Annotated in this window: 20 protein-coding genes; 19 read left to right on the top strand and 1 reads right to left on the bottom strand. The window is 60.6% G+C overall.

The annotated features are described in order from the left end of the window. Positions 1 to 35 precede the first annotated feature (35 nt). The 11 genes from smpB (at position 36) to KJA79_RS05535 (ending at position 7,984) form a co-directional block, all read left to right on the top strand. On the top strand, positions 36 to 515 hold the full coding sequence (gene smpB / locus KJA79_RS05585) for an SsrA-binding protein SmpB (RefSeq protein ID WP_213040993.1): 480 nt from the start codon (positions 36 to 38) through the stop codon (positions 513 to 515). A gap of 437 nt (positions 516 to 952) precedes the next feature. Then, positions 953 to 1,810 (top strand): NmrA family NAD(P)-binding protein, encoded by an 858-nt coding sequence (locus tag KJA79_RS05580; protein ID WP_213040992.1) that lies wholly within the window; start codon positions 953 to 955, stop codon positions 1,808 to 1,810. A gap of 14 nt (positions 1,811 to 1,824) precedes the next feature. Continuing rightward, positions 1,825 to 2,709 carry a pirin family protein gene (locus KJA79_RS05575; RefSeq protein WP_213040991.1) on the top strand — a complete coding sequence of 295 codons (885 nt, stop codon included), beginning with the start codon at positions 1,825 to 1,827 and terminating at the stop codon, positions 2,707 to 2,709. Further along, positions 2,706 to 3,347: a DsbA family oxidoreductase gene (locus tag KJA79_RS05570; protein ID WP_213040990.1), complete on the top strand. Its 642-nt coding sequence runs from the start codon at positions 2,706 to 2,708 to the stop codon at positions 3,345 to 3,347. Before KJA79_RS05575 ends, KJA79_RS05570 begins: the two co-directional genes overlap by 4 nt. A 12-nt stretch (positions 3,348 to 3,359) precedes the next feature. Next, positions 3,360 to 3,806, top strand: a complete 447-nt coding sequence (locus KJA79_RS05565; RefSeq protein WP_213040989.1) for a VOC family protein — start codon at positions 3,360 to 3,362, stop codon at positions 3,804 to 3,806. Beyond that, complete coding sequence (locus KJA79_RS05560; protein ID WP_213040988.1) at positions 3,803 to 4,261, top strand: DUF5069 domain-containing protein; 459 nt, start codon at positions 3,803 to 3,805, stop codon at positions 4,259 to 4,261. Before KJA79_RS05565 ends, KJA79_RS05560 begins: the two co-directional genes overlap by 4 nt. Before the next feature lie 351 nt (positions 4,262 to 4,612). After that, the gene (locus tag KJA79_RS05555; protein ID WP_213040987.1) at positions 4,613 to 5,719 is read left to right on the top strand and encodes a Rieske 2Fe-2S domain-containing protein; all 1,107 of its coding nucleotides are present in this window, start codon (positions 4,613 to 4,615) and stop codon (positions 5,717 to 5,719) included. A gap of 29 nt (positions 5,720 to 5,748) precedes the next feature. After that, positions 5,749 to 6,141 carry a hypothetical protein gene (locus KJA79_RS05550; RefSeq protein WP_213040986.1) on the top strand — a complete coding sequence of 131 codons (393 nt, stop codon included), beginning with the start codon at positions 5,749 to 5,751 and terminating at the stop codon, positions 6,139 to 6,141. A gap of 109 nt (positions 6,142 to 6,250) precedes the next feature. Continuing rightward, on the top strand, positions 6,251 to 6,697 hold the full coding sequence (locus tag KJA79_RS05545) for a VOC family protein (protein ID WP_213040985.1): 447 nt from the start codon (positions 6,251 to 6,253) through the stop codon (positions 6,695 to 6,697). Positions 6,698 to 6,961: 264 nt separating this feature from the next. Then, positions 6,962 to 7,198 (top strand): CDGSH iron-sulfur domain-containing protein, encoded by a 237-nt coding sequence (locus tag KJA79_RS05540; protein WP_213040984.1) that lies wholly within the window; start codon positions 6,962 to 6,964, stop codon positions 7,196 to 7,198. A gap of 45 nt (positions 7,199 to 7,243) precedes the next feature. Then, complete coding sequence (locus KJA79_RS05535) at positions 7,244 to 7,984, top strand: ferredoxin--NADP reductase (RefSeq protein WP_213040983.1); 741 nt, start codon at positions 7,244 to 7,246, stop codon at positions 7,982 to 7,984. On the opposite strand, the gene KJA79_RS05530 is transcribed toward KJA79_RS05535, so the two are convergent. Continuing rightward, complete coding sequence (locus tag KJA79_RS05530) at positions 7,978 to 8,142, bottom strand: hypothetical protein (protein ID WP_213040982.1); 165 nt, start codon at positions 8,140 to 8,142, stop codon at positions 7,978 to 7,980. The two genes, KJA79_RS05535 and KJA79_RS05530, sit on opposite strands and share 7 nt — an antisense overlap. Positions 8,143 to 8,296: 154 nt before the next feature. On the opposite strand from KJA79_RS05530, the gene KJA79_RS05525 reads away from it, so the two are divergent. The 8 genes from KJA79_RS05525 (at position 8,297) to KJA79_RS05490 (ending at position 17,980) form a co-directional block, all read left to right on the top strand. Beyond that, complete coding sequence (locus tag KJA79_RS05525; protein ID WP_213040981.1) at positions 8,297 to 8,638, top strand: c-type cytochrome; 342 nt, start codon at positions 8,297 to 8,299, stop codon at positions 8,636 to 8,638. A 14-nt stretch (positions 8,639 to 8,652) separates the two neighbouring features. Beyond that, complete coding sequence (locus KJA79_RS05520) at positions 8,653 to 9,531, top strand: twin-arginine translocation signal domain-containing protein (protein WP_213040980.1); 879 nt, start codon at positions 8,653 to 8,655, stop codon at positions 9,529 to 9,531. 18 nt (positions 9,532 to 9,549) lie between these two features. After that, on the top strand, positions 9,550 to 11,094 hold the full coding sequence (locus tag KJA79_RS05515; protein WP_213040979.1) for an FAD-binding oxidoreductase: 1,545 nt from the start codon (positions 9,550 to 9,552) through the stop codon (positions 11,092 to 11,094). Between the two features lie 56 nt (positions 11,095 to 11,150). Then, entirely contained in the window at positions 11,151 to 12,281 is a 1,131-nt protein-coding gene (locus KJA79_RS05510) for an NAD(P)-dependent alcohol dehydrogenase (RefSeq protein ID WP_213040978.1), read from the top strand. Positions 12,282 to 12,319: 38 nt separating this feature from the next. Beyond that, positions 12,320 to 12,838 (top strand): hypothetical protein, encoded by a 519-nt coding sequence (locus KJA79_RS05505; RefSeq protein WP_213040977.1) that lies wholly within the window; start codon positions 12,320 to 12,322, stop codon positions 12,836 to 12,838. 151 nt (positions 12,839 to 12,989) lie between these two features. After that, on the top strand, positions 12,990 to 14,063 hold the full coding sequence (locus KJA79_RS05500) for an HlyD family secretion protein (RefSeq protein WP_213040976.1): 1,074 nt from the start codon (positions 12,990 to 12,992) through the stop codon (positions 14,061 to 14,063). Next, positions 14,060 to 16,858 (top strand): ribosome-associated ATPase/putative transporter RbbA, encoded by a 2,799-nt coding sequence (gene rbbA / locus KJA79_RS05495; RefSeq protein WP_213040975.1) that lies wholly within the window; start codon positions 14,060 to 14,062, stop codon positions 16,856 to 16,858. Before KJA79_RS05500 ends, rbbA begins: the two co-directional genes overlap by 4 nt. Next, positions 16,859 to 17,980, top strand: a complete 1,122-nt coding sequence (locus KJA79_RS05490; protein WP_213040974.1) for an ABC transporter permease — start codon at positions 16,859 to 16,861, stop codon at positions 17,978 to 17,980. It begins immediately after the preceding gene. The last annotated feature ends 89 nt before the right edge of the window (positions 17,981 to 18,069 follow it).

Below are 18,069 nucleotides of genomic sequence, written 5' to 3'. Positions count from 1 at the left end.
ATGCGCCCGGCGGAAATAGCCGCCGGCGAACCACGATGACGAAGACACAGGGTCAAGACGATCAATTCAAGGTAGTGGCCACCAACCGGAAGGCCTACCACGACTATTTTATCGAGGAGAAATTCGAAGCCGGCGTCATCTTACGGGGGACGGAGGTCAAGTCCCTGCGAGAAGGGCGGGTGAACCTGCAAGACAGTTATGCCTCGGTCGATGACGGTGAGGTCTATTTGAATCATTGTCACATCAGCCCCTATTCGCACGGCAACCTCATGAATCATGATCCGCTTCGCAAGCGGAAGCTGCTCCTGCATCGCAAGGAGATCAATAAGCTGATCGGGAAGACTCAGCTCAAGGGTCTGACCCTCGTGCCGTTACGTATCTACTTTTCGAAGCGTGGGCATGCCAAGGTGGAACTGGCGTTGGCCAAGGGAAAGAAACAGTACGATCGTCGTGAATCCATCAAGGCGCGTGAAGCGGGGCGCGAGGTGGAGCGGGCGATCAAGAGCCGAAAGTAACGCAGTCTCCCGCCGCCTGGCCGTTCCACCCCGATTCGTCACCCTGAAATCACTCCCCATCCTGTTGCTGGCGTCGTCCGGCGTGCTCAGACCGCCTGCCTTCGTGAGTGAATAGGTGTGCTCTGCTCCAATTCCCTCGCCGCTGTGACTGTCGGCGCGACGCTTGCATCCTCTCCTGTTCGTGTCCTCCACGAGGATAAGATGCTCCGGCGCGTGGTGCCCGGCTCGGTGTGCCGCCAGTCGAGAGTCACCGGCCCTCGAACCATCCAGCGATGCTCGATCGCATGCGAGGGGTTGACTTTGTTCTAACTAGAACTATTATACTGACTCTGATGAGAGCCGGTCGGAAAGGCGGCGGCCTTGCCGATGACGGAAGCCGGGTGCTGGACAAGCTCGTGGCGGGCCGACTTGACTGACGGGGGAAAGGAGCGAGAGCAATGTTTGTCGTACTGGGAGTGACCGGACATACGGGAAAGGTTGTGGCAGAGACATTGCTGGCGCGCAAGCAGCCGGTGAGGGTGGTGGTGCGATCGGCTGACCAAGGCGCGGCATGGCGCACCAAGGGGGCGGAGGTGGCTGTCGCTTCGCTGGATGATGTGCCGGCCTTGACGCGAGCCGTGCAAGGCGCTTCAGGTCTGTATCTGCTGATTCCGCCAAACTATGGCGCCTCATCCTGGATCGCGGAACAGCGGAAACGGGTGGACCAGGCGGCGGAAGCGGTGAAAGCCGGCGGTGTGGCACAGGTCCTATTGTTGTCGTCTGTCGGCGCGCAGCTTCCGGATGGGACCGGGCCGATCCGAGCAGTTCGGTATGGTGAGCAACAGTTGGGTGTGGTGACGCGCAATCTGACGGTGTTGCGTCCGTGCTATTTCATGGAGAATTGGGCGATTGGTCTCGGCATGGCGAGGGAACAGGGGGTGCTCCCCACCTTCATACCCCCGCAGGCCAGCATACCGATGATTTCGACGAGCGACATCGGCCGGGTGGCGGCGGAGCGATTGATGGCCGGTGGATCGGGGCATGAGATTGTGGAACTTGCAGGCCCGGAGGAGTACAGTCCGGAGCAGGTGGCGGTGGAATTCGGCCGGATCCTCGGGCGCAAGGTCGAGTCACAGGCTGCGCCGCTCAGTGCTGTCGTGCCGACCATGACCTCATTCGGGTTTTCTGATGAGGCGGCAAGGCTGTTCGAAGAGATGTACACCTCCTTCTCCAAGGGCACGATCGGGTATGAGTTTCCCAAGGCAGTGGTGCGCGGAACCATCTCCTTAGCCGAAGCCGCGCGAGGGATGGCGTAAGAAAGGAGGCCGAGATGCACACAGAGACAATCGGAACGAAAGAACTGGTCGGTGTCTATCAGCCGGGCTCGCATCATATGGTGGGTGATGGATTTCCTGTGCGCAATATGATTCCGGGCGCCGGTGTCGACGAACAGCTGTCTCCGTTCTTGATGCTCGACTATATGGGGCCCGACCAGGTTCCGCCCAGCGCCAGACAACGCGGGGTGGGAGAACATCCGCATCGCGGGTTCGAAACGGTGACGATCATGTATCATGGAAAGGTGGCGCACCGGGATTCGACGGGCAGCGGCGGTGTCATCGGGCCCGGTGATGTGCAGTGGATGACGGCCGCATCCGGGGTCGTGCATGAAGAGCTGCACGAAAAGGAATTCGCACGGCAGGGTGGGTTGCTGGAAGGCATTCAGCTGTGGGTGAATTTGCCGAAGGCCTTCAAAATGACGACGCCACGGTATCAGACGTTGGTGAAGGAAGACATCCCGTCAGTTGATCTTGGCGGAGGCGCCGGCCGGCTTCGGGTGATCGCCGGCACGTTTCGGGGCGTGAACGGTCCTGCGAGGACGTTCAGCCCGGTTCATCTGTATGATGTGCGGCTGACGGCGGGGCACCAGGTGGAACTGGCATTGCCCGACGGGTTTAATTCGTCGGTCTTTGTGCTGCACGGACAGGTCGTGGTGAACGGCACGCAAGCCGTGGGCGACGTGGAACTCGCACTCCTCGGGAAGCGCGGTGAGCGGGTGACGCTCGAGGCCAAGCAGGACAGCACCCTGCTCGTGATGAGCGGTCAGCCGATCGAGGAGCCGATTGCGCGGTATGGACCGTTTGTGATGAACACGCGAGAAGAGATCATTCAGGCGGTGCATGATTACCAGGCCGGAAAGATGGGCCATTTGTCATGAGCGAGAGATCGCTCACCATCGACATCTATTCGGACGTGGTCTGCCCCTGGTGTTACATCGGGAAGCGGCGGTTGGAACAGGCGCTCGAATCGGCGCAGGCGCAAGAACGCGCTCGTGTCTTCTGGCGCCCGTTCCAGCTGAACCCGACCATGCCCAAAGTCGGTATAGATCGCCGTGTGTATCTCGAGACGAAGTTCGGCGGGCCGGAAGAGGTGCAAGCGATCCACGATCGCATCACCGTCGCAGGAGTCAGTGCAGGCATCGAGTTCGCGTTCGGCCGAATCACGCGCACCCCGAACACGTTCGATGCGCATCGGCTCGTGTGGTTTGCTCAACAACAGGGTCGGCAAGACGCGTTGGTCGAGGCCTTGTTTTACGGGTATTTCATGGAGGGCGTGAATGTGGGTGAGGCCGACCAGCTGATCTCGCTGGCCGCCGGGGCTGGATTGGACGGGGCGGCGGTTGGTCGGTTCCTGGAGTCGAACGACGGGGTGGAGGGCGTGCGACAGGAAGAGGCCCGTGGGCGGCAATTGGGGATCAGAGGCGTCCCCTACTTCGTCTTGAACGGAAAGGCCACAGTGTCGGGGGCGCAGCCGGTCGAGACATTTGTCGCCGCGATCAACCAGGCGAGTGCGTAAGGAGCAACGAACATGGCGGTCCACGTCTACGGATGTAACCACATCGTCATTGAAGTCACCGACGCCAAGGAGGCGGTGAAGTTTTATTCGGATGTATTCGGGCTCGAAATGTTGCGCGGTGGCGAAGGCGCCGCATGGTGCAAGCTCGGCGAGCATCAATTCATGGCCATTTTTGAAGTCGAGCAGTTGCAGCCTGACCGCGTGAAGCATTTCGGGTTGATGGTTCGCGATGCGGAGCAGATCAAAGAGGTACGGCGAAAACTCACCAAGAAATACAAATTGAAGATGGCGCCGCATTTCCGCTGTGATTTCCGCGACCCCTGGGGGAATCGTATCCAGGTCGGCGACCTGTCGGATGAGTCATTGGTGTGGCTCCTCCCCTATCAGGAAGTTCAAAAAACGGGCATCACATTCTCCAAGCCCTCGCGCACGAGAGCAGGAAAAGGAGCGACCACATGATTGGTATGGAACAGGTCCGCAAGCTGGCGAAGGATCTCACCAAGACCTATCCTCGCAGCCCGAGGGAAATGCTCGGCGGATATGTGATCGCTGCTCGCTGCGCGGATAAATGCCGGGCGTTCTTGTTGGGCATCAATGGGGAGTACAACTACTGGCCCTGTTCCCTGGCGAGCCTGTTATTCGCCTATACGGGGATCGCTCCTGACCAGTTCAAGGAGGTCGTGGCAACCGGAGCGACGGACGAAGAGCTTGGTACATGGCTCAAGGTCCACAGCAAGGTGCAAGACCGACAGGCCATCATTGAGTGGAATAACAAGATGCGGGACCTGCGTCTGTCCGAGATGGCTCCGTCGGTGCAGGCCTATATGGAAGACTACATCCCGAAATACGTGCCGACGCATCGCCCGGTGTATACCTACTTCGATGTGTACGATCTGGAAGAGAAGCGTTTCTAGCAGGATGCGGAAAAAGTCCGCCAGCGGCGTTCTCGCAAGACACTGGGCGCTCACCGACTCACGCCCGTGCGCAATCATGAGACGACTTATTCGTCGTCTCGCGCACCTCAGAGGCTCACCATACGGCCACGGGACAAGAGCCTGTCTTGGCAGGCTCGGGGTGGGCGGGTAAGAATGAACGATTCGCCTCTGCCTTCGCTGCGGCCTTGCTGGACGGCCCTTTTGCACATCCTGCGGGCGATTCTGACGCGAGACGGCCCGTGTGCGAAATGCGACGTATGACGCAATCATCGAGTGTTTCCGCAGCCTGCTAGTCCCGGTCGTCTACGCTTCACCTGAGAGGGAGATCCCGTGCCGGATGCGAATTGGACTGAAGTCGGTCAGGTCGACGAGCTGAAGCAGAAGCCGCTGCAGGAAGTCGTCTGTGGCAAGACCACACTCGCCCTGAGTTATCACGACGGCAGGTTTGCGGCCATTTCGGGCATCTGCAATCACATCGGCGGGCCGCTGGGACAGGGTCGGCTCGACGGCGACTATGTGGTCTGTCCCTGGCACTACTGGAAATTTCATCGCCAGACGGGTCAGGGTGAACCGGGGTATGAGGGGGACTGCGTGCCCAGCTATTCGCTGATGATTGACGGGGGACGCCTGTACGTCGATCTGGCGTCGGCCACCAAGCGGAAGAAGTTACCGAAGACATCCCATCCCTTGGCCCGTCCGATCGTGCGCGGCGAGGGTCCGATTCGCGTGTTGGGCCTCGCCACCACGGCGATGACGGTCGACCAACCGCGCTATAGCGCCTCCGACGCCCTACTGGAAGTCGCCTTGGGACACGCGCGCGAGCAACTCCAGGCCGACACGCGGCTCATCAAGCTGCGCGACCTGTCGTTCAGGCCTTGTGAAGGGTTCTATTCCAAGGCGGCGGAAGCCTGCACCTGGCCCTGTTCCATTACCCAGATGGATCCGGCCGACCAGATGGAGCAGGTGTACGAAGGGGTTGTGCACTGGGCGGACGTGATTTTGGTTTCCACCCCGATCAGATGGGGCGGCGCCAGCAGTCTCTACTACAAAATGGTTGAACGCATGAATTGCATTCAGAACCAGGAGACGGTCGCGAACCGGCATCTGCTCAAGAACAAGGTGGCCGCGTTCATCATCATGGGCGGGCAGGACAATGTGCAGGGCGTTGCGGGACAAATGATGACCTTCTTTGCTGAGGTCGGCTGCCAGTTTCCTCAATTCCCGTTCATCGCCCATTCACGGGGATGGAGCGCGGAAGACATGGAACGGAACAATTCCGAAGTGCAGCGCAGCCGTGAATTGCGGGATGGTGCGCAGGCGCTGGTCTCCCGCGCCGTGGAGATGGCGCGGCTGATGGTCGAGGGACGGCTGGCCGAGCCACCACTGGCCCGTGGCGGCCGGAAGGCGCACCAACTCGACAGTGAACCAACAGGATGAGCGAGACCGATTCGCAAGGAGGCGACATCATGCCGGGCGACCATCACATGCGCGCACATTTGGGTAACCTGTCGCGGTCGTTGCTGCGCTTGCACAAGGCTCTGCTGGACAGCGAACGGGTCTCCTATGAACGGGTGCATGGGCGGATCGAGACGAGCGGCGCATTCTTTCAGCTCGTGTTGGGTGACGCATGGTTCGCCTGGCTGCGGCCCTTGTCTCAATTGATGGTCAAGATCGATGAATTGTCGGAGCAAGATGAGATCGAGGATCGGACGGAGATGACCGTGGCTATCGACTCCATACGGACCATGTTAACGCCCTCGGAAGAGGGCGATGGTTTCGGTAGACATTATTACGATGCGTTGCAGCGTGAGCCGGATGTGGTGCTGGCGCATGCGGCGGTCAGGGCCTTGCTCCGGTAACGGCCGTCCGATCCTACGGGCACCATCGTAGGTGGATCGTGTGAAAGGGACACTCGCCGTCATGTGAGGACGAGAGCCGAGCGACGCTTCACGAACAGGAAAGGAAATCATGAAGGCGCACTATCTCGGGCATGTGGTGTTCTACGTCAAGGATCTCCAGCGCTCGCTGGCGTTCTATCGCGATCTCCTGGGCTTTCAGGAAGTCGGGCGGATTTTCAACGGCGCCGCTGCGGCACTGACCTCTGGTCGGACGCATCACGAGTTGCTGTTGATTCAAGTCGGCGATGCGCCGGCTCCTCCGCAAGGCCGACGGCGCGGGCTCTATCATATCGGTATCAAGGTCGGCGACAGCCTGGATGAGCTTCGTGCGGCGAAACAGGAACTGGAAGCGGCAGGTGTCGTCATCGACGGCATGAGCGACCATACCGTGAGCCAGAGCCTCTACCTCCGCGATCCGGACGGCAACGAAGTCGAGGTCTACGTGGATGCCGATGAGGCCTTGTGGAAGAACAACCCGGCGGCGGTCGTGTCGCCGATCAAGCCACTGTCGCTCTAGCAGGATGGGAAAAAGGACCTAGGTCTGGTCGACACGTGCCGGGCTGGATCACCCGTGCCCCTTTCTGCTGCAGGACGCAGACGGAGGCTGGCGCATTTCTCCTCAACGGTGTCGGTTCTCATGGTACCGGCAAGTGACAGAGCGAGCTCCTCGCCTGCTGGAGATGGCAGGAGATTTGCCTCTGACGCGTATGAGCGATCGGAGCCCGGTGGGGCAAGAATGCGTGTGGAAATGAAAACATTCAATTAAACAGGAGGGCAGAGCATGGAAGAACCAGTCATTGCAGCGAAGCAGCCGGCGGTCATGGAGTTGGAAGCCGGGACGTACTATTGGTGCCGGTGCGGGCGCTCGAAGAAGCAACCGTTTTGTGATGGGTCTCACAAGGGAACCAGTTTCACGCCTATGGAGTTCACGACAACCGAAAAGAAAACCGTGGCGTTGTGCCAGTGTAAGCACACCAAGAACCCGCCGTTCTGCGACGGGACCCACAAGTCGCTTTGAGCTCCTGGTTGACCGGCGTGCAGCGCGTGACACGAGAGGTGAATCATGAGTGAGGCGGCGGGTGAGAGCGGGTATTCGGTCACATTGACAGAGCGCCGGCTGGTGGCGGAAGGGACGATGGCGTTCTACTTCGACAAGCCGACGCAGTTTGCCTTCACGCCGGGTCAGTTTGTCGACCTGACGCTGCCGCAGCCTTCTGAGACCGATGCGGCGGGAAATACCAGGGCCTTTTCCATCGCGAGCGCACCGCAGGAATCGATCCTGATGGTCGCCACCCGGCTTCGCGATACCGCCTTCAAGCGCGAACTGCAGCGTATGCCTCTCGGCTCAACTGTCCGGATGGAAGGGCCGTTCGGAAAGTTGGTGCTGCATGCCGACCAGACCCGCCCCGCCGTCTTTCTGGCAGGCGGAATCGGCATTACACCGTTTCGCAGCATGGTGGTGCAGGCGGCGATGCAGCGGTCATCGCACCCCATGGTGCTGTTCTACTCCAATCGGCGACCGGAGGATGCGCCGTTCCTTGAGGAGCTACAGGCTTTGCAGGACAAGAATCCTCATTATCGCTTCGTGGGCACCATGACCGAACCCGAGAAATCCTCCCGACCTTGGCAGGGCGAGACGGGGTACATCAATGCGGCGCTGCTCTCCAAACATCTCGTGAATGTGGAGAAGCCGATCTACTACGTGGTCGGCCCGCCAGGTATGGTGACCGCGCTACGGGCGATGTTGAAAGAGGCCCGCATCGAAGACAGCGATGTTCGCACTGAAAAATTTGCGGGCTACTGACTCAAGATGCCTTCATCCCGTTGTTGTCGGCGTTCCTCGTAAGCGCCGACAACGATGCCCCCGCCAGCCGACACCGACGCCTCAAAGACAGTGCCGTTTTTGATCGTCCCGGTCTGAATGGTGACATGCTCGCTATGTGCTGGTGAGGATCGGGCCATTCGTCGAATCGATGAGGGGGCTGTGCGCGATCTTCCCACCGCCCCCTATTGATTGGCTTAGGATATGCAGGACGATTGCTGCCGAGAAGTTCGAGAGGAGCAGCTCCGTGGCTTGCGAGAAAGTAGAGGTCGGATTGGATAGGGAGGAGACGCCATGCAAGCGTTAAAAGTAGTATGGACGGTGCCGGCCTTGATCCTGACGGCATTCGTGGTGGTGGGGAATGTGCTCAGCATCGCAGAGGCCACATTTCAAGAGGCTCCCGAACCTGGGTTCCAATGGAAAGACGGGGCCGAAGTCTATGCGAAGGTCTGTGCGTTTTGTCATGAGGCCAAGGTCGGCCCGACCATTCGCGGGCGTGGCCTTGCTCCCGCCTACATCACATTCATCGTCCGCCACGGTAACCGTGCTATGCCATCCTTTCGCGCCGCGGAGATCGACGACGAGTCGCTGGCGAGGGTGGCCGAGTATGTCTCGAAAGCCGCAGCCAACCAGTAAGGAGGGCTCACCACATGGATATCGATCGACGCAGCCTCATGAAAGGTTTGTTGGCGGGAGGGGCTCTGCTGGCGCTCGGGACTCCGTCGTGGGCGTTTGCGGACAGGCCGACCAGGAATCCCAAGCGGTGTCTGCTCTTCCTGGGAGACAACAACGTGGACGACCAGTTTGCCAACGGTGTCCGCGCGGCCTGTCAGGAAGTGGAATACGATGAGCTGGAAATGATGAAGGTGCACGGTGGACTCCTGTCCGCTCCTGGCACGCTCGTGTCATTGCTTGAACAGACGAGCGGAGCGCGCTGGATTGCCGTCATGGACGACGCGAGTGCGGCGGTGTTTCAGGAACTGGCGCGGACATCCGGAGGTCGGTTCCTCTCAGTCGGTTCTCATGCTTCAGTGAACGACCAGGCCTGCTCGCTTCGGCATACGTGGCTCACGGCCTCATCTGCTCAGGGTGTTGGTGGCTTCCTCGCTTCCCGACTCATCGCGGCACGTGAAAGTTTTTCGATTACCGAAAGCTTCCTCAACGAATCATCTGCCACGAGCATGCCGAGCGGCTGGTCTGCATCGGGATTTTCCTCCTATCGGCGTGCCGGATCCGACGCGATGCATCTCCACTGTTCGGGACTGTCGCTCCTGGAAGGATGTGCACAGCTGGGCTTGACTGGAGGTGAGGGATGGACGCCCATCCCACCCCCCATCTCTGCAAGTGAAACGGTCTCGCGGCAGTCTCGACAGTGGGTGGAATCCGTGGGTTATGCGGTGGCGGCTTCGGCTCTTGGGGTGAATGAGGTTCAGGAAGTCTGCTCTACCCGCGCGTTCGTCTCTCGAACGTTCAATCCTAATCCATTGCGTTCCACACAACGATTCGTCTCATTCGTGATGGATCTTTAGGCGCACAGGAGGATCAGCATGGCCAGCAAATTTATCGCGCTACCGAAAGGTGTCTCGGAGAAAACCTTTGAGGCAGCGATCGCCGAATTCCGCAGTATCCTGGGCCAGGATTCCGTCCTTGTCACGGCGGAACAGCTTGCCCCTTACATCAAGACCATGATGCCGGTCCCGGACGCGGACCATACTCCTTCGGCCGCGCTCCAGGCTACGACGGTCGAACAGATCCAGAAGATTGTCGCGGTCTGCAACAAATATACAGTCCCGATCTGGATGATCTCGACCGGTCGGAACTTCGGGTATGGTTCTGCCGCGCCGGCCGAACGGGGTCAGGTGGTGCTCGATCTGAAACGGATGAACCGCATTCTGGAAGTCGATCCGGATCTCTGTTTCGCCCTCGTCGAACCGGGTGTCACGTACAAACAGCTCTACGATTACATACAGGAACACAAGTATCCGCTCTGGCTCTCCTGTCCCGCCCCTTCTGCCATTGCCGGGCCGACCGGCAATACGTTGGATCGCGGCGTCGGGTATACGCCCTATGGAGAACATTTTCTCTTTGCCTGCGGGATGGAAGTCGTCCTCGCGAACGGCGAGGTGTTGCGCACGGGGATGGGCTCGCTGCCGAAGTCCAACACCTGGCAGGTCTTCAAGTGGGGATATGGACCGTATCTGGATGGGATCTTTACCCAATCCAATTACGGCATCGTGACCAAATTCGGATTCTGGCTGATGCCCGCCCCTCCCGCCTTCAAACCGTTCGTCATTCAGTACGAGAATGAAGACGATATCGTGGAAATCGTCGAGACTATTAGGCCGCTTCGCATCAGCGGGGTCATCCCCAATGCGATCGTGATCGCCCATGCGCTCTATGAAGCGCCAACGAAGGCCAAGCGGAGCGACTATGTGACAGGCACCGGGGCGATCACCGATGACGCGGTGCGGCAGATCATGAAGGACCACAAGCTAGGGGCCTGGAATGTCTATGCGGCGCTGTACGGCACGCAGGAACAGATCGACGTGAATTGGAAGATCGTGACGGACTCGTTCAGCAAATCCGGTAAGGCAAAGATTCTGACGGAACAGGAAGCGGCTGACGATCCGGCCTTCCAGTATCGCGCCGCACTGATGCGCGGAGACATGACTCTCAAGGAATTCTCGCTCTACAACTGGCGCGGCGGCGGCGGCTCCATGTGGTTCGCCCCGGTCTCGCAGGCGCGTGGAAGCGAGACCCTCAAACAAATGGCCATGACCAAACGTATTCTGGGGAAATACGGACTGGACTATTCCGGCGAGTTCATCGTGGGCATGCGTGACATGCACCACATCGTGGACGTGCTCTATGACAAAACGGATCCGGCCATGACAAAGGCCGCCTACCAGTGTTTTGATGAGTTGCTGACCGAGTTCTCAAATGAAGGGTACGGCACCTACCGGGTCAACACGGCCTTCATGGATAAGGTCGCGCACACCTATGGTCCTGTGCAACGCCACGTCCATAAGACGCTCAAGGAGGCGCTCGATCCCAATGGAATTCTTGCGCCGGGCAAATCCGGCATCCGATAACCAAGCCGTTCATTCCGGTCAGTGCCATCACCAATCGCGCATGAAGGAGCACACACATGGCGACGATATCCAAGAGGCAGAGCAGAAAGATTAAGGCAGCGGTGGTCCGTAAGAAAGGCGGACCGTTCCAGGTCGAAACGCTTACCTTGGAGGAACCGCGCCCCGACGAGGTCTTGATTCGCATCGTCGCGACCGGGATGTGCCACACCGACATGGTCGCGCGCGATCAGCTCTACACCGTCCCGCTTCCTGTTGTGTTAGGGCATGAGGGAGCGGGCATCGTCGAAGAAGTGGGCAGCAACGTCAAAAAAATTGCGCCGGGCGACCACGTGGTGCTGACCTACATGTGGTGCGGCCACTGCAAACCTTGCCTGAACGGCGACCTGACCTACTGCGCGAATTTCTACCCGTTGAATTTCGGGGGCGCCCGCGAAGACGGCAGCACCGCGACGCACGATGAGCAGGGAGTGGTTCACGACCACTTCTTCGGACAGTCGTCGTTCGGCACCTATGCACTCGCTCACGAGCGTAATGTCGTGAAGGTTCCCAACAATGCGCCGCTGGAATTGCTCGGTCCCCTCGGCTGTGGAATCCAAACCGGCGCGGGAGCGGTGATGAATGGCTTGAAGGTTCGTCCCGGCAGCAGCTTCGCCGCGTTCGGGGGCGGCGCCGTCGGTTTAAGCGCCGTGATGGCGGCGCGTGTAGCTGGAGCAACCACGATCATCGCCGCGGATGTCGTTCCGTCGCGCCTGGCTCTGGCCAAGGAGCTTGGAGCGACCCACACCGTGAACAGCCGCGAGACCGATCCCGTTGAAGCGGTCCGGAAGATTACCGGCGGCGGCGCAGATTTCACGCTTGAATCGAGCGGACGTCCCGCCGTGCTGCGCCAGGCGATCGATGCCTTGGCAATTAGAGGCGTGTGTGGCATCGTCGGCGCTCCGGCGCTGGGCACCGAAGCCAGCTTCGATGTGAACGGCGTCATGACGACAGGCAAACGGATTATCGGAATCATCGAAGGCGACAGCGTGCCGGATCTGTTTATTCCAAGCCTCGTCGAACTCTATCAGCAGGGACGATTCCCATTCGACAAACTGGTGAAATTTTATAACCTGGATCAGATCAATCAGGCCGCCGAAGACAGCGAGAAGGGCATCACGATCAAGCCGATCGTCCGCCTTGGCTTGTAACCGAACGACACTAGGTTTGAGACCGCAGGGGGACCATCATGAATTGTCAGACGTTTCGGTGCCTCGCATTGGCGACGGTACTGGCCGCGTTCTCCATTGCCTCGCCTGTCGCTCATGCGGCGACCGGCTCGGAGCATCTTGCGCAAGGCCACACGCAGTTCGCCAGCGTCGTCACGAAGAAAGCCGGAGCGCTCGTGGTGACGACACCGAACGGCGCGATACACCAGCTCAATGCAAACATGGCTCGACGTCACGGACAGGAGCCGTTCAAAGCGGGGGATGAAGTCATCGTCGTGTTGGACGAAAACAACTACATCGTCGACATGCACCTCAAAGGGAAAGAAGGCACGCATCGACAGGTGACAGGTAAACTCATCCACGTCGGTCGGATGAACAAGCAGATCAAGTTGCAAACGCCCGACGGCGAGCAAGTGTTTCCGCTGGCGGAAGAAGGACAGAAGACAAAGGGAATGGAAGAAGGCGAATTGGTCACCGTCGAACTGAATGAAGCGGGAACAGTCATCGACATGCACCGGGCCGACATCGGCGGGCATTAGAGACTCGGCAAGAGGGTCGATGGAGAGCCGGAGGTGACGTTGAAGATTGCATCGAAGGGCGCCACCGGATCGGGGTGCGGACGCGCCATAGCCCGTTTGGTCTAAACCGCATGCGTCGGTGCATCCTCCATATCAATCATCGGAGATCGGAATGATCGAGTGGAATCGGCGATGGCTCGCGGGGATCGGATTCATTGGGGTTGTGGCGGGACTCGGTTTTCTGGCTTGGCACTATGTCCAGCCGAGCACACTCGGTGAGGGATTTGCCTCTGGCAACGGCCGCATCGAGGCGGTGGAGATCGACATCGCCGCCAAGATGCCCGGGCGCATCAAGGACATTCTCGTCAACGAGGGCGACTTCGTCACAGCCGGGCAGATCGTCGCGCATATGGACACGGATGTGCTTGAGTCCCAACGCCGAGAGGCGGAGGCGCAGTTTCAACAGGCGCAGAGTGCCGTGGAACGGGCCCGTAGTCTGGTGGCGCAGCGCGAGGCCGAGAAAACCGCGGCCCTGGCTGTGGTGGCGCAGCGTGAAACCGAGCTGAGGCTGGCGCAAAAGCGCCAGGCGCGCTCCGAACCACTCGCGTCCGATCAGGCCATCGCCCTTCAGGAACTAGACGACGCGCGCGCCGCGGCCAAGGGCGCGCAGGCGGCGGTCGGCGCGGCGAAGGCGCAGGTGGCGGCGGCGGACGCCGCGATCGCGACGGCCCGATCCCAGGTGCTGGAGGCAGCAGCCGTCGTCGAGGCGGCTCGGGCGACTATCGAGCGACTTCAGGCCGACATCAACGACAGTGCGCTGAAGACGCCCCGGGACGGCCGTGTGCAGCATCGCATCGCCCAGCCCCACGAGGTGATCGGCGCCGGCGGCAAGGTGCTCAACCTCCTTGATCTGGCCGATGTCTACATGACCTTCTTCCTCCCCACCGCCGCCGCCGGCCGGGTCTCGATCGGTTCCGAGGTGCGGTTGGTGCTTGATGCCGTGCCTCAGTACGTGATCCCCGCGAAAGCGTCGTTTGTCGCCGATGCCGCCCAGTTCACGCCCAAGACGGTTGAAACTGCCAGTGAGCGAGAGAAACTCATGTTCCGGGTCAAAGCCCAGATCGACCCGGAACTCCTCAAGAAACATATCCATCAGGTCAAGACCGGCTTGCCTGGGATGGCCTACGTCCGTCTCAATGCACGGGCCGAGTGGCCTGCCGCGCTGCAAGTCAAGCTGCCGCAATGAGCTACGATCAGCCAGCCCCCGTGTCGACATTGGAAGAAGCGCCGGTCGTACGCGTGCGCGACGTCAGTCTGCGTTATGGGAAGCGGCTCGCCCTGGACGCGATCAGCCTCGATGTGCCGGCGGGGAAAATGGTCGGCCTGATCGGACCGGACGGCGTGGGGAAGTCGAGCCTGTTCTCGTTGATTTCCGGAGCCCGCGCGATCCAGGTGGGCCGAATTGACGTGCTCGGCGGGGACATGGCCGAACCGCGCCACCGCCTGGCGGTCTGCCCGCGTATCGCTTACATGCCGCAGGGTCTGGGGAAGAACCTCTATCCGACGCTTTCCGTATTCGAAAACATCGACTTCTTCGGTCGGCTCTTCGGCCACCACGAGATCGAGCGGGCCCAACGCATCGAGGACCTCGTCGACAGCACTGGCCTGGCTCCGTTCCGCGAGCGGCCGGCCGGCAAGCTTTCCGGCGGGATGAAGCAAAAGCTCGGACTCTGCTGCGCGTTGATTCACGATCCGGATGTGCTCATCCTCGACGAGCCGACCACAGGGGTCGATCCCCTGTCGCGGCGCCAGTTCTGGGAATTGGTCGAGCGCATCCGCACCGGCCGGCCTGGCATGAGCGTGCTCATGTCCACGGCCTATATGGAGGAGGCCGCCCGGCTCGACTGGTTGGTGGCGATGGATGCCGGCCGCGTGCTGGCTACCGGTTCACCCGATGAGTTACTCGCGCGCAGCGGGACCGCCTCTCTCGAGGAAGCCTTTATTGCGCTGCTGCCGGAGGAAGAGCGACGCGGCCACCGGAAAGTCGTGACCCCGCCCCGCACCGGCGACGACGGCGATATCGCAATCGAAGCCAAGGACCTGACGATGCGCTTCGGCGACTTCGTTGCGGTCGATCATGTGAGCTTTCGTATCGAACGAGGGGAAATCTTCGGCTTTCTCGGCTCGAACGGGTGCGGCAAGACCACTACCATGAAAATGCTGACGGGCCTGCTGCCGGCCAGCGAGGGACGGGCCTGGTTATTCGGGAAGGCGGTGGACCCGAAAGATCTCACAGCCAGGCAACGCGTCGGCTATATGTCGCAATCCTTTTCGCTGTATTCGGAGCTGACGGTGCGTCAGAATCTGGCGCTGCATGCCCGGCTGTTCCATGTGCCCGAACAGGAGATCGGCGACAGAGTTGAAGCTATGGCCGAACGGTTCGATCTGGACGACGTGATCGACACAAGGCCGGACGCCTTGCCGCTCGGCCAGCGCCAGCGCCTGTCTCTGGCAGTAGCGATGATCCATCGGCCGGAGATGCTGATCCTCGACGAACCCACGTCCGGCGTCGACCCGATCGCCCGCGATGCCTTCTGGCAAATTATGATCGACCTCGCGCGCCGGGACAAAGTCACCATTTTCATCTCGACTCATTTTATGAACGAGGCGGAGCGTTGTGACCGCATTTCGCTGATGCATGCGGGCCGAGTGCTCGTCACCGGCTCGCCTGTCGCACTGACGGAGCAGCGCGGGGCGAGGAGCTTGGATGATGCGTTCGTCGACTTACTGGAAGAGGTTGTGGCGCAGGACAAGGCGAAGGAGCCGTCATTGCCCGCAGACCCGGTGCCGTCTCAGATCCCTGTCCGCTCTGCTCCTCCGGCAGCAGCCCCGATCGGTCACAAAAAGAGGCGGGGGTTCGATCTCGGCCGCCTGTTCAGCTATACCCGTGTCGAGGCCCTCGGGTTGCGACGGGATCCCATCCGCGCCACGCTGGCGCTCCTCGGCAACATCATGCTGATGTTCATCGTCGGGTACGGCATCAACATGGATGTCGAGGATCTGACCTTTGCCGTGCTCGACCGTGACCAGACGACCGTCAGTCGCGACTATGCGCTGAACCTTGCCGGCTCTCGTTATTTCATCGAGCACGCGCCCATTTCCGACTACGCCGAATTGGACCGGCGCATGCGGAGCGGAGAGTTGAGCCTCGCGCTCGAAATCCCTCCCGGCTTTGCCCGCGATCTGGGCCGAGGCGATCGGGTGGAGATCGGCGCCTGGATCGACGGGGCCATGCCGCAACGCGCCGAAACCGTGCAGGGCTATGTCCGAGGCATCCACGCCCATTGGCTGGCTGACGCGGCTTCACGCCGGCTCGGGCAGAACCTGTCCGCCGGGTTGGTCAACATCGAGACCCGCTTTCGCTACAACCCTGACGTCAAGAGCCTGGTGGCGATGGTGCCGGGGATGATTCCGATTCTGTTGATGCTGATCCCGGCGATGCTCACTGCGCTCTCCGTCGTCCGGGACAAGGAGATGGGCTCGATCGTGAACCTCTATGTGACGCCGGTGACCAGGCTGGAGTTCCTGCTGGGCAAGCAACTGCCCTACATCCTGCTGGCCATGCTCAACTTCCTGCTGTTGGTCGCGCTCGCGGTCACTCTGTTCGGTGTACGGATGACCGGAAGCTTTCTCGCCCTGTCGACGGCGGCGCTGCTCTATGTCATCTCCGCCACCGCCGTGGGACTCTTGATTTCCGCCTTTATGCGCAGCCAGATTGCCGCCATCTTCGGCACCGCGATACTGACCATCCTCCCGGCGACACAGTTCTCCGGCCTGATCGATCCGGTCTCTTCGCTGGAGGGAATTGGCGCCCTCATCGGACGTCTCTATCCGACGACCCATTTTTTGACCATCTCCCGCGGGACGTTTTCCAAGGCGTTGGGATTCGAGGAGTTGCAGCCTGCTCTGCTGTCATTGGCGCTGGCTGTGCCGGTCTTGATGGGCCTCTGCGTCGCTCTTTTAAAAAAACAGGAGGCCTGATTGCGCGCCGCCAATATCCTGCATCTTGGAATCAAAGAGTTGCGCAGTCTGGCCCGTGACTCGAGACTGCTGATCCTGATCGCCTACTCCTTCTCGCTTGCCATCTATGTCGGGGCGACGGCGATGCCGGAAGCACTCAACAAGGCGCCGATCGCCATTGTCGACGAGGATCGGTCGCCGCTTTCGACGCGAATCGTCGGCGCGTTTTATCCCCCGCACTTCCTTGTGCCGACGTTGATTCCGCAGGCCGGCATGGACGAAGGCATGGACGCCGGCCTGTTTACCTTCGCGCTCAACATTCCGCCGGATTTCCAGCGCGACCTGCTGGCTGGTCGGGTACCGACGATCCAACTCAACGTCGATGCCACCCGCATGAGCCAGGCCTTTGTCGGCAGCGGTTATATCCAGACCATCATCAGCGACGAAGCGAACGAGTTCGCCCGGCGCTCTCGCGGAGGTGCCGCGCCACCGGTGGATCTGGCGCTCCGCGCCCGCTTCAATCCCTCGCTGACCCAAACCTGGTTCGGTGCGGTGATGCAGGTCATCAACAACGTCACCATGCTGTCGCTCGTCCTTACCGGTGCCGCGCTGATCCGGGAGCGTGAGCGCGGCACCGTCGAGCATCTGTTGGTCATGCCGGTCACGCCGTTGGAGATCATGACCAGTAAGGTCTGGCCGATGGCCTTGGTCGTCCTCGCCGCCTGTGCCTTCTCACTCCTGTTCATCGTGCAGGGATTACTGGCGATGCCGATCGAGGGATCGCTCGCCCTGTTCTTCGCCGGCGCGGCCGTGCATCTGTTCGCCACCACGTCGCTGGGGATCTTCTTGGCCACGGTCGCGCGCTCGATGCCCCAGTTCGGCCTGTTGCTGATCTTGGTGCTGTTGCCTCTGCAGATGTTGTCCGGCGGGGCCACGCCCCGCGAGAGCATGCCGGAGGTTGTGCAGACCGTGATGCTGGTCGCCCCCACCACCCATTTCGTCATGCTGGCGCAAGCGGTGTTGTACCGCGGGGCCGGCCTGGATGTGGTATGGCCCCAACTCCTCAGCCTCACGGTGATTGGTGCGTGTTTCTTCGGTATCGCGTTGGGGCGACTCCGGAAAACCATTGGGCAGATGGCGTGAACCGATCTCGTGAGGTACTGAGAGGCAGTGATGGATCCAGCGGCGATGACTTGACAGGATGGACAACCGAGTCCGCCGAGAGGGAGGCG

This window comes from Nitrospira defluvii, from assembly GCF_905220995.1.
GTDB classification, from domain to species: domain Bacteria; phylum Nitrospirota; class Nitrospiria; order Nitrospirales; family Nitrospiraceae; genus Nitrospira_A; species Nitrospira_A defluvii_C.
Note: the sequence above shows the minus strand (reverse complement) of the source record. Positions and strands in the feature narration are given on the sequence as shown.

What these genes read in the sequence shown, in the direction of transcription:
- KJA79_RS05570 (WP_213040990.1), top strand. Translation starts at nt 2,706, where the DNA reads ATGAGCGAGAGATCGCTCACCATCGACATCTATTCGGACGTGGTCTGC.
- KJA79_RS05550 (WP_213040986.1), top strand. Translation starts at nt 5,749, where the DNA reads ATGCCGGGCGACCATCACATGCGCGCACATTTGGGTAACCTGTCGCGG.
- KJA79_RS05540 (WP_213040984.1), top strand. Translation starts at nt 6,962, where the DNA reads ATGGAAGAACCAGTCATTGCAGCGAAGCAGCCGGCGGTCATGGAGTTG.
- KJA79_RS05580 (WP_213040992.1), top strand. Translation starts at nt 953, where the DNA reads ATGTTTGTCGTACTGGGAGTGACCGGACATACGGGAAAGGTTGTGGCA.
- KJA79_RS05535 (WP_213040983.1), top strand. Translation starts at nt 7,244, where the DNA reads ATGAGTGAGGCGGCGGGTGAGAGCGGGTATTCGGTCACATTGACAGAG.
- KJA79_RS05545 (WP_213040985.1), top strand. Translation starts at nt 6,251, where the DNA reads ATGAAGGCGCACTATCTCGGGCATGTGGTGTTCTACGTCAAGGATCTC.
- KJA79_RS05510 (WP_213040978.1), top strand. Translation starts at nt 11,151, where the DNA reads ATGGCGACGATATCCAAGAGGCAGAGCAGAAAGATTAAGGCAGCGGTG.
- KJA79_RS05565 (WP_213040989.1), top strand. Translation starts at nt 3,360, where the DNA reads ATGGCGGTCCACGTCTACGGATGTAACCACATCGTCATTGAAGTCACC.
- KJA79_RS05500 (WP_213040976.1), top strand. Translation starts at nt 12,990, where the DNA reads ATGATCGAGTGGAATCGGCGATGGCTCGCGGGGATCGGATTCATTGGG.
- KJA79_RS05515 (WP_213040979.1), top strand. Translation starts at nt 9,550, where the DNA reads ATGGCCAGCAAATTTATCGCGCTACCGAAAGGTGTCTCGGAGAAAACC.
- KJA79_RS05530 (WP_213040982.1), bottom strand. Translation starts at nt 8,142, where the DNA reads ATGGCCCGATCCTCACCAGCACATAGCGAGCATGTCACCATTCAGACC.
- KJA79_RS05575 (WP_213040991.1), top strand. Translation starts at nt 1,825, where the DNA reads ATGCACACAGAGACAATCGGAACGAAAGAACTGGTCGGTGTCTATCAG.
- smpB (WP_213040993.1), top strand. Translation starts at nt 36, where the DNA reads ATGACGAAGACACAGGGTCAAGACGATCAATTCAAGGTAGTGGCCACC.
- KJA79_RS05525 (WP_213040981.1), top strand. Translation starts at nt 8,297, where the DNA reads ATGCAAGCGTTAAAAGTAGTATGGACGGTGCCGGCCTTGATCCTGACG.
- KJA79_RS05560 (WP_213040988.1), top strand. Translation starts at nt 3,803, where the DNA reads ATGATTGGTATGGAACAGGTCCGCAAGCTGGCGAAGGATCTCACCAAG.
- KJA79_RS05520 (WP_213040980.1), top strand. Translation starts at nt 8,653, where the DNA reads ATGGATATCGATCGACGCAGCCTCATGAAAGGTTTGTTGGCGGGAGGG.
- KJA79_RS05505 (WP_213040977.1), top strand. Translation starts at nt 12,320, where the DNA reads ATGAATTGTCAGACGTTTCGGTGCCTCGCATTGGCGACGGTACTGGCC.
- rbbA (WP_213040975.1), top strand. Translation starts at nt 14,060, where the DNA reads ATGAGCTACGATCAGCCAGCCCCCGTGTCGACATTGGAAGAAGCGCCG.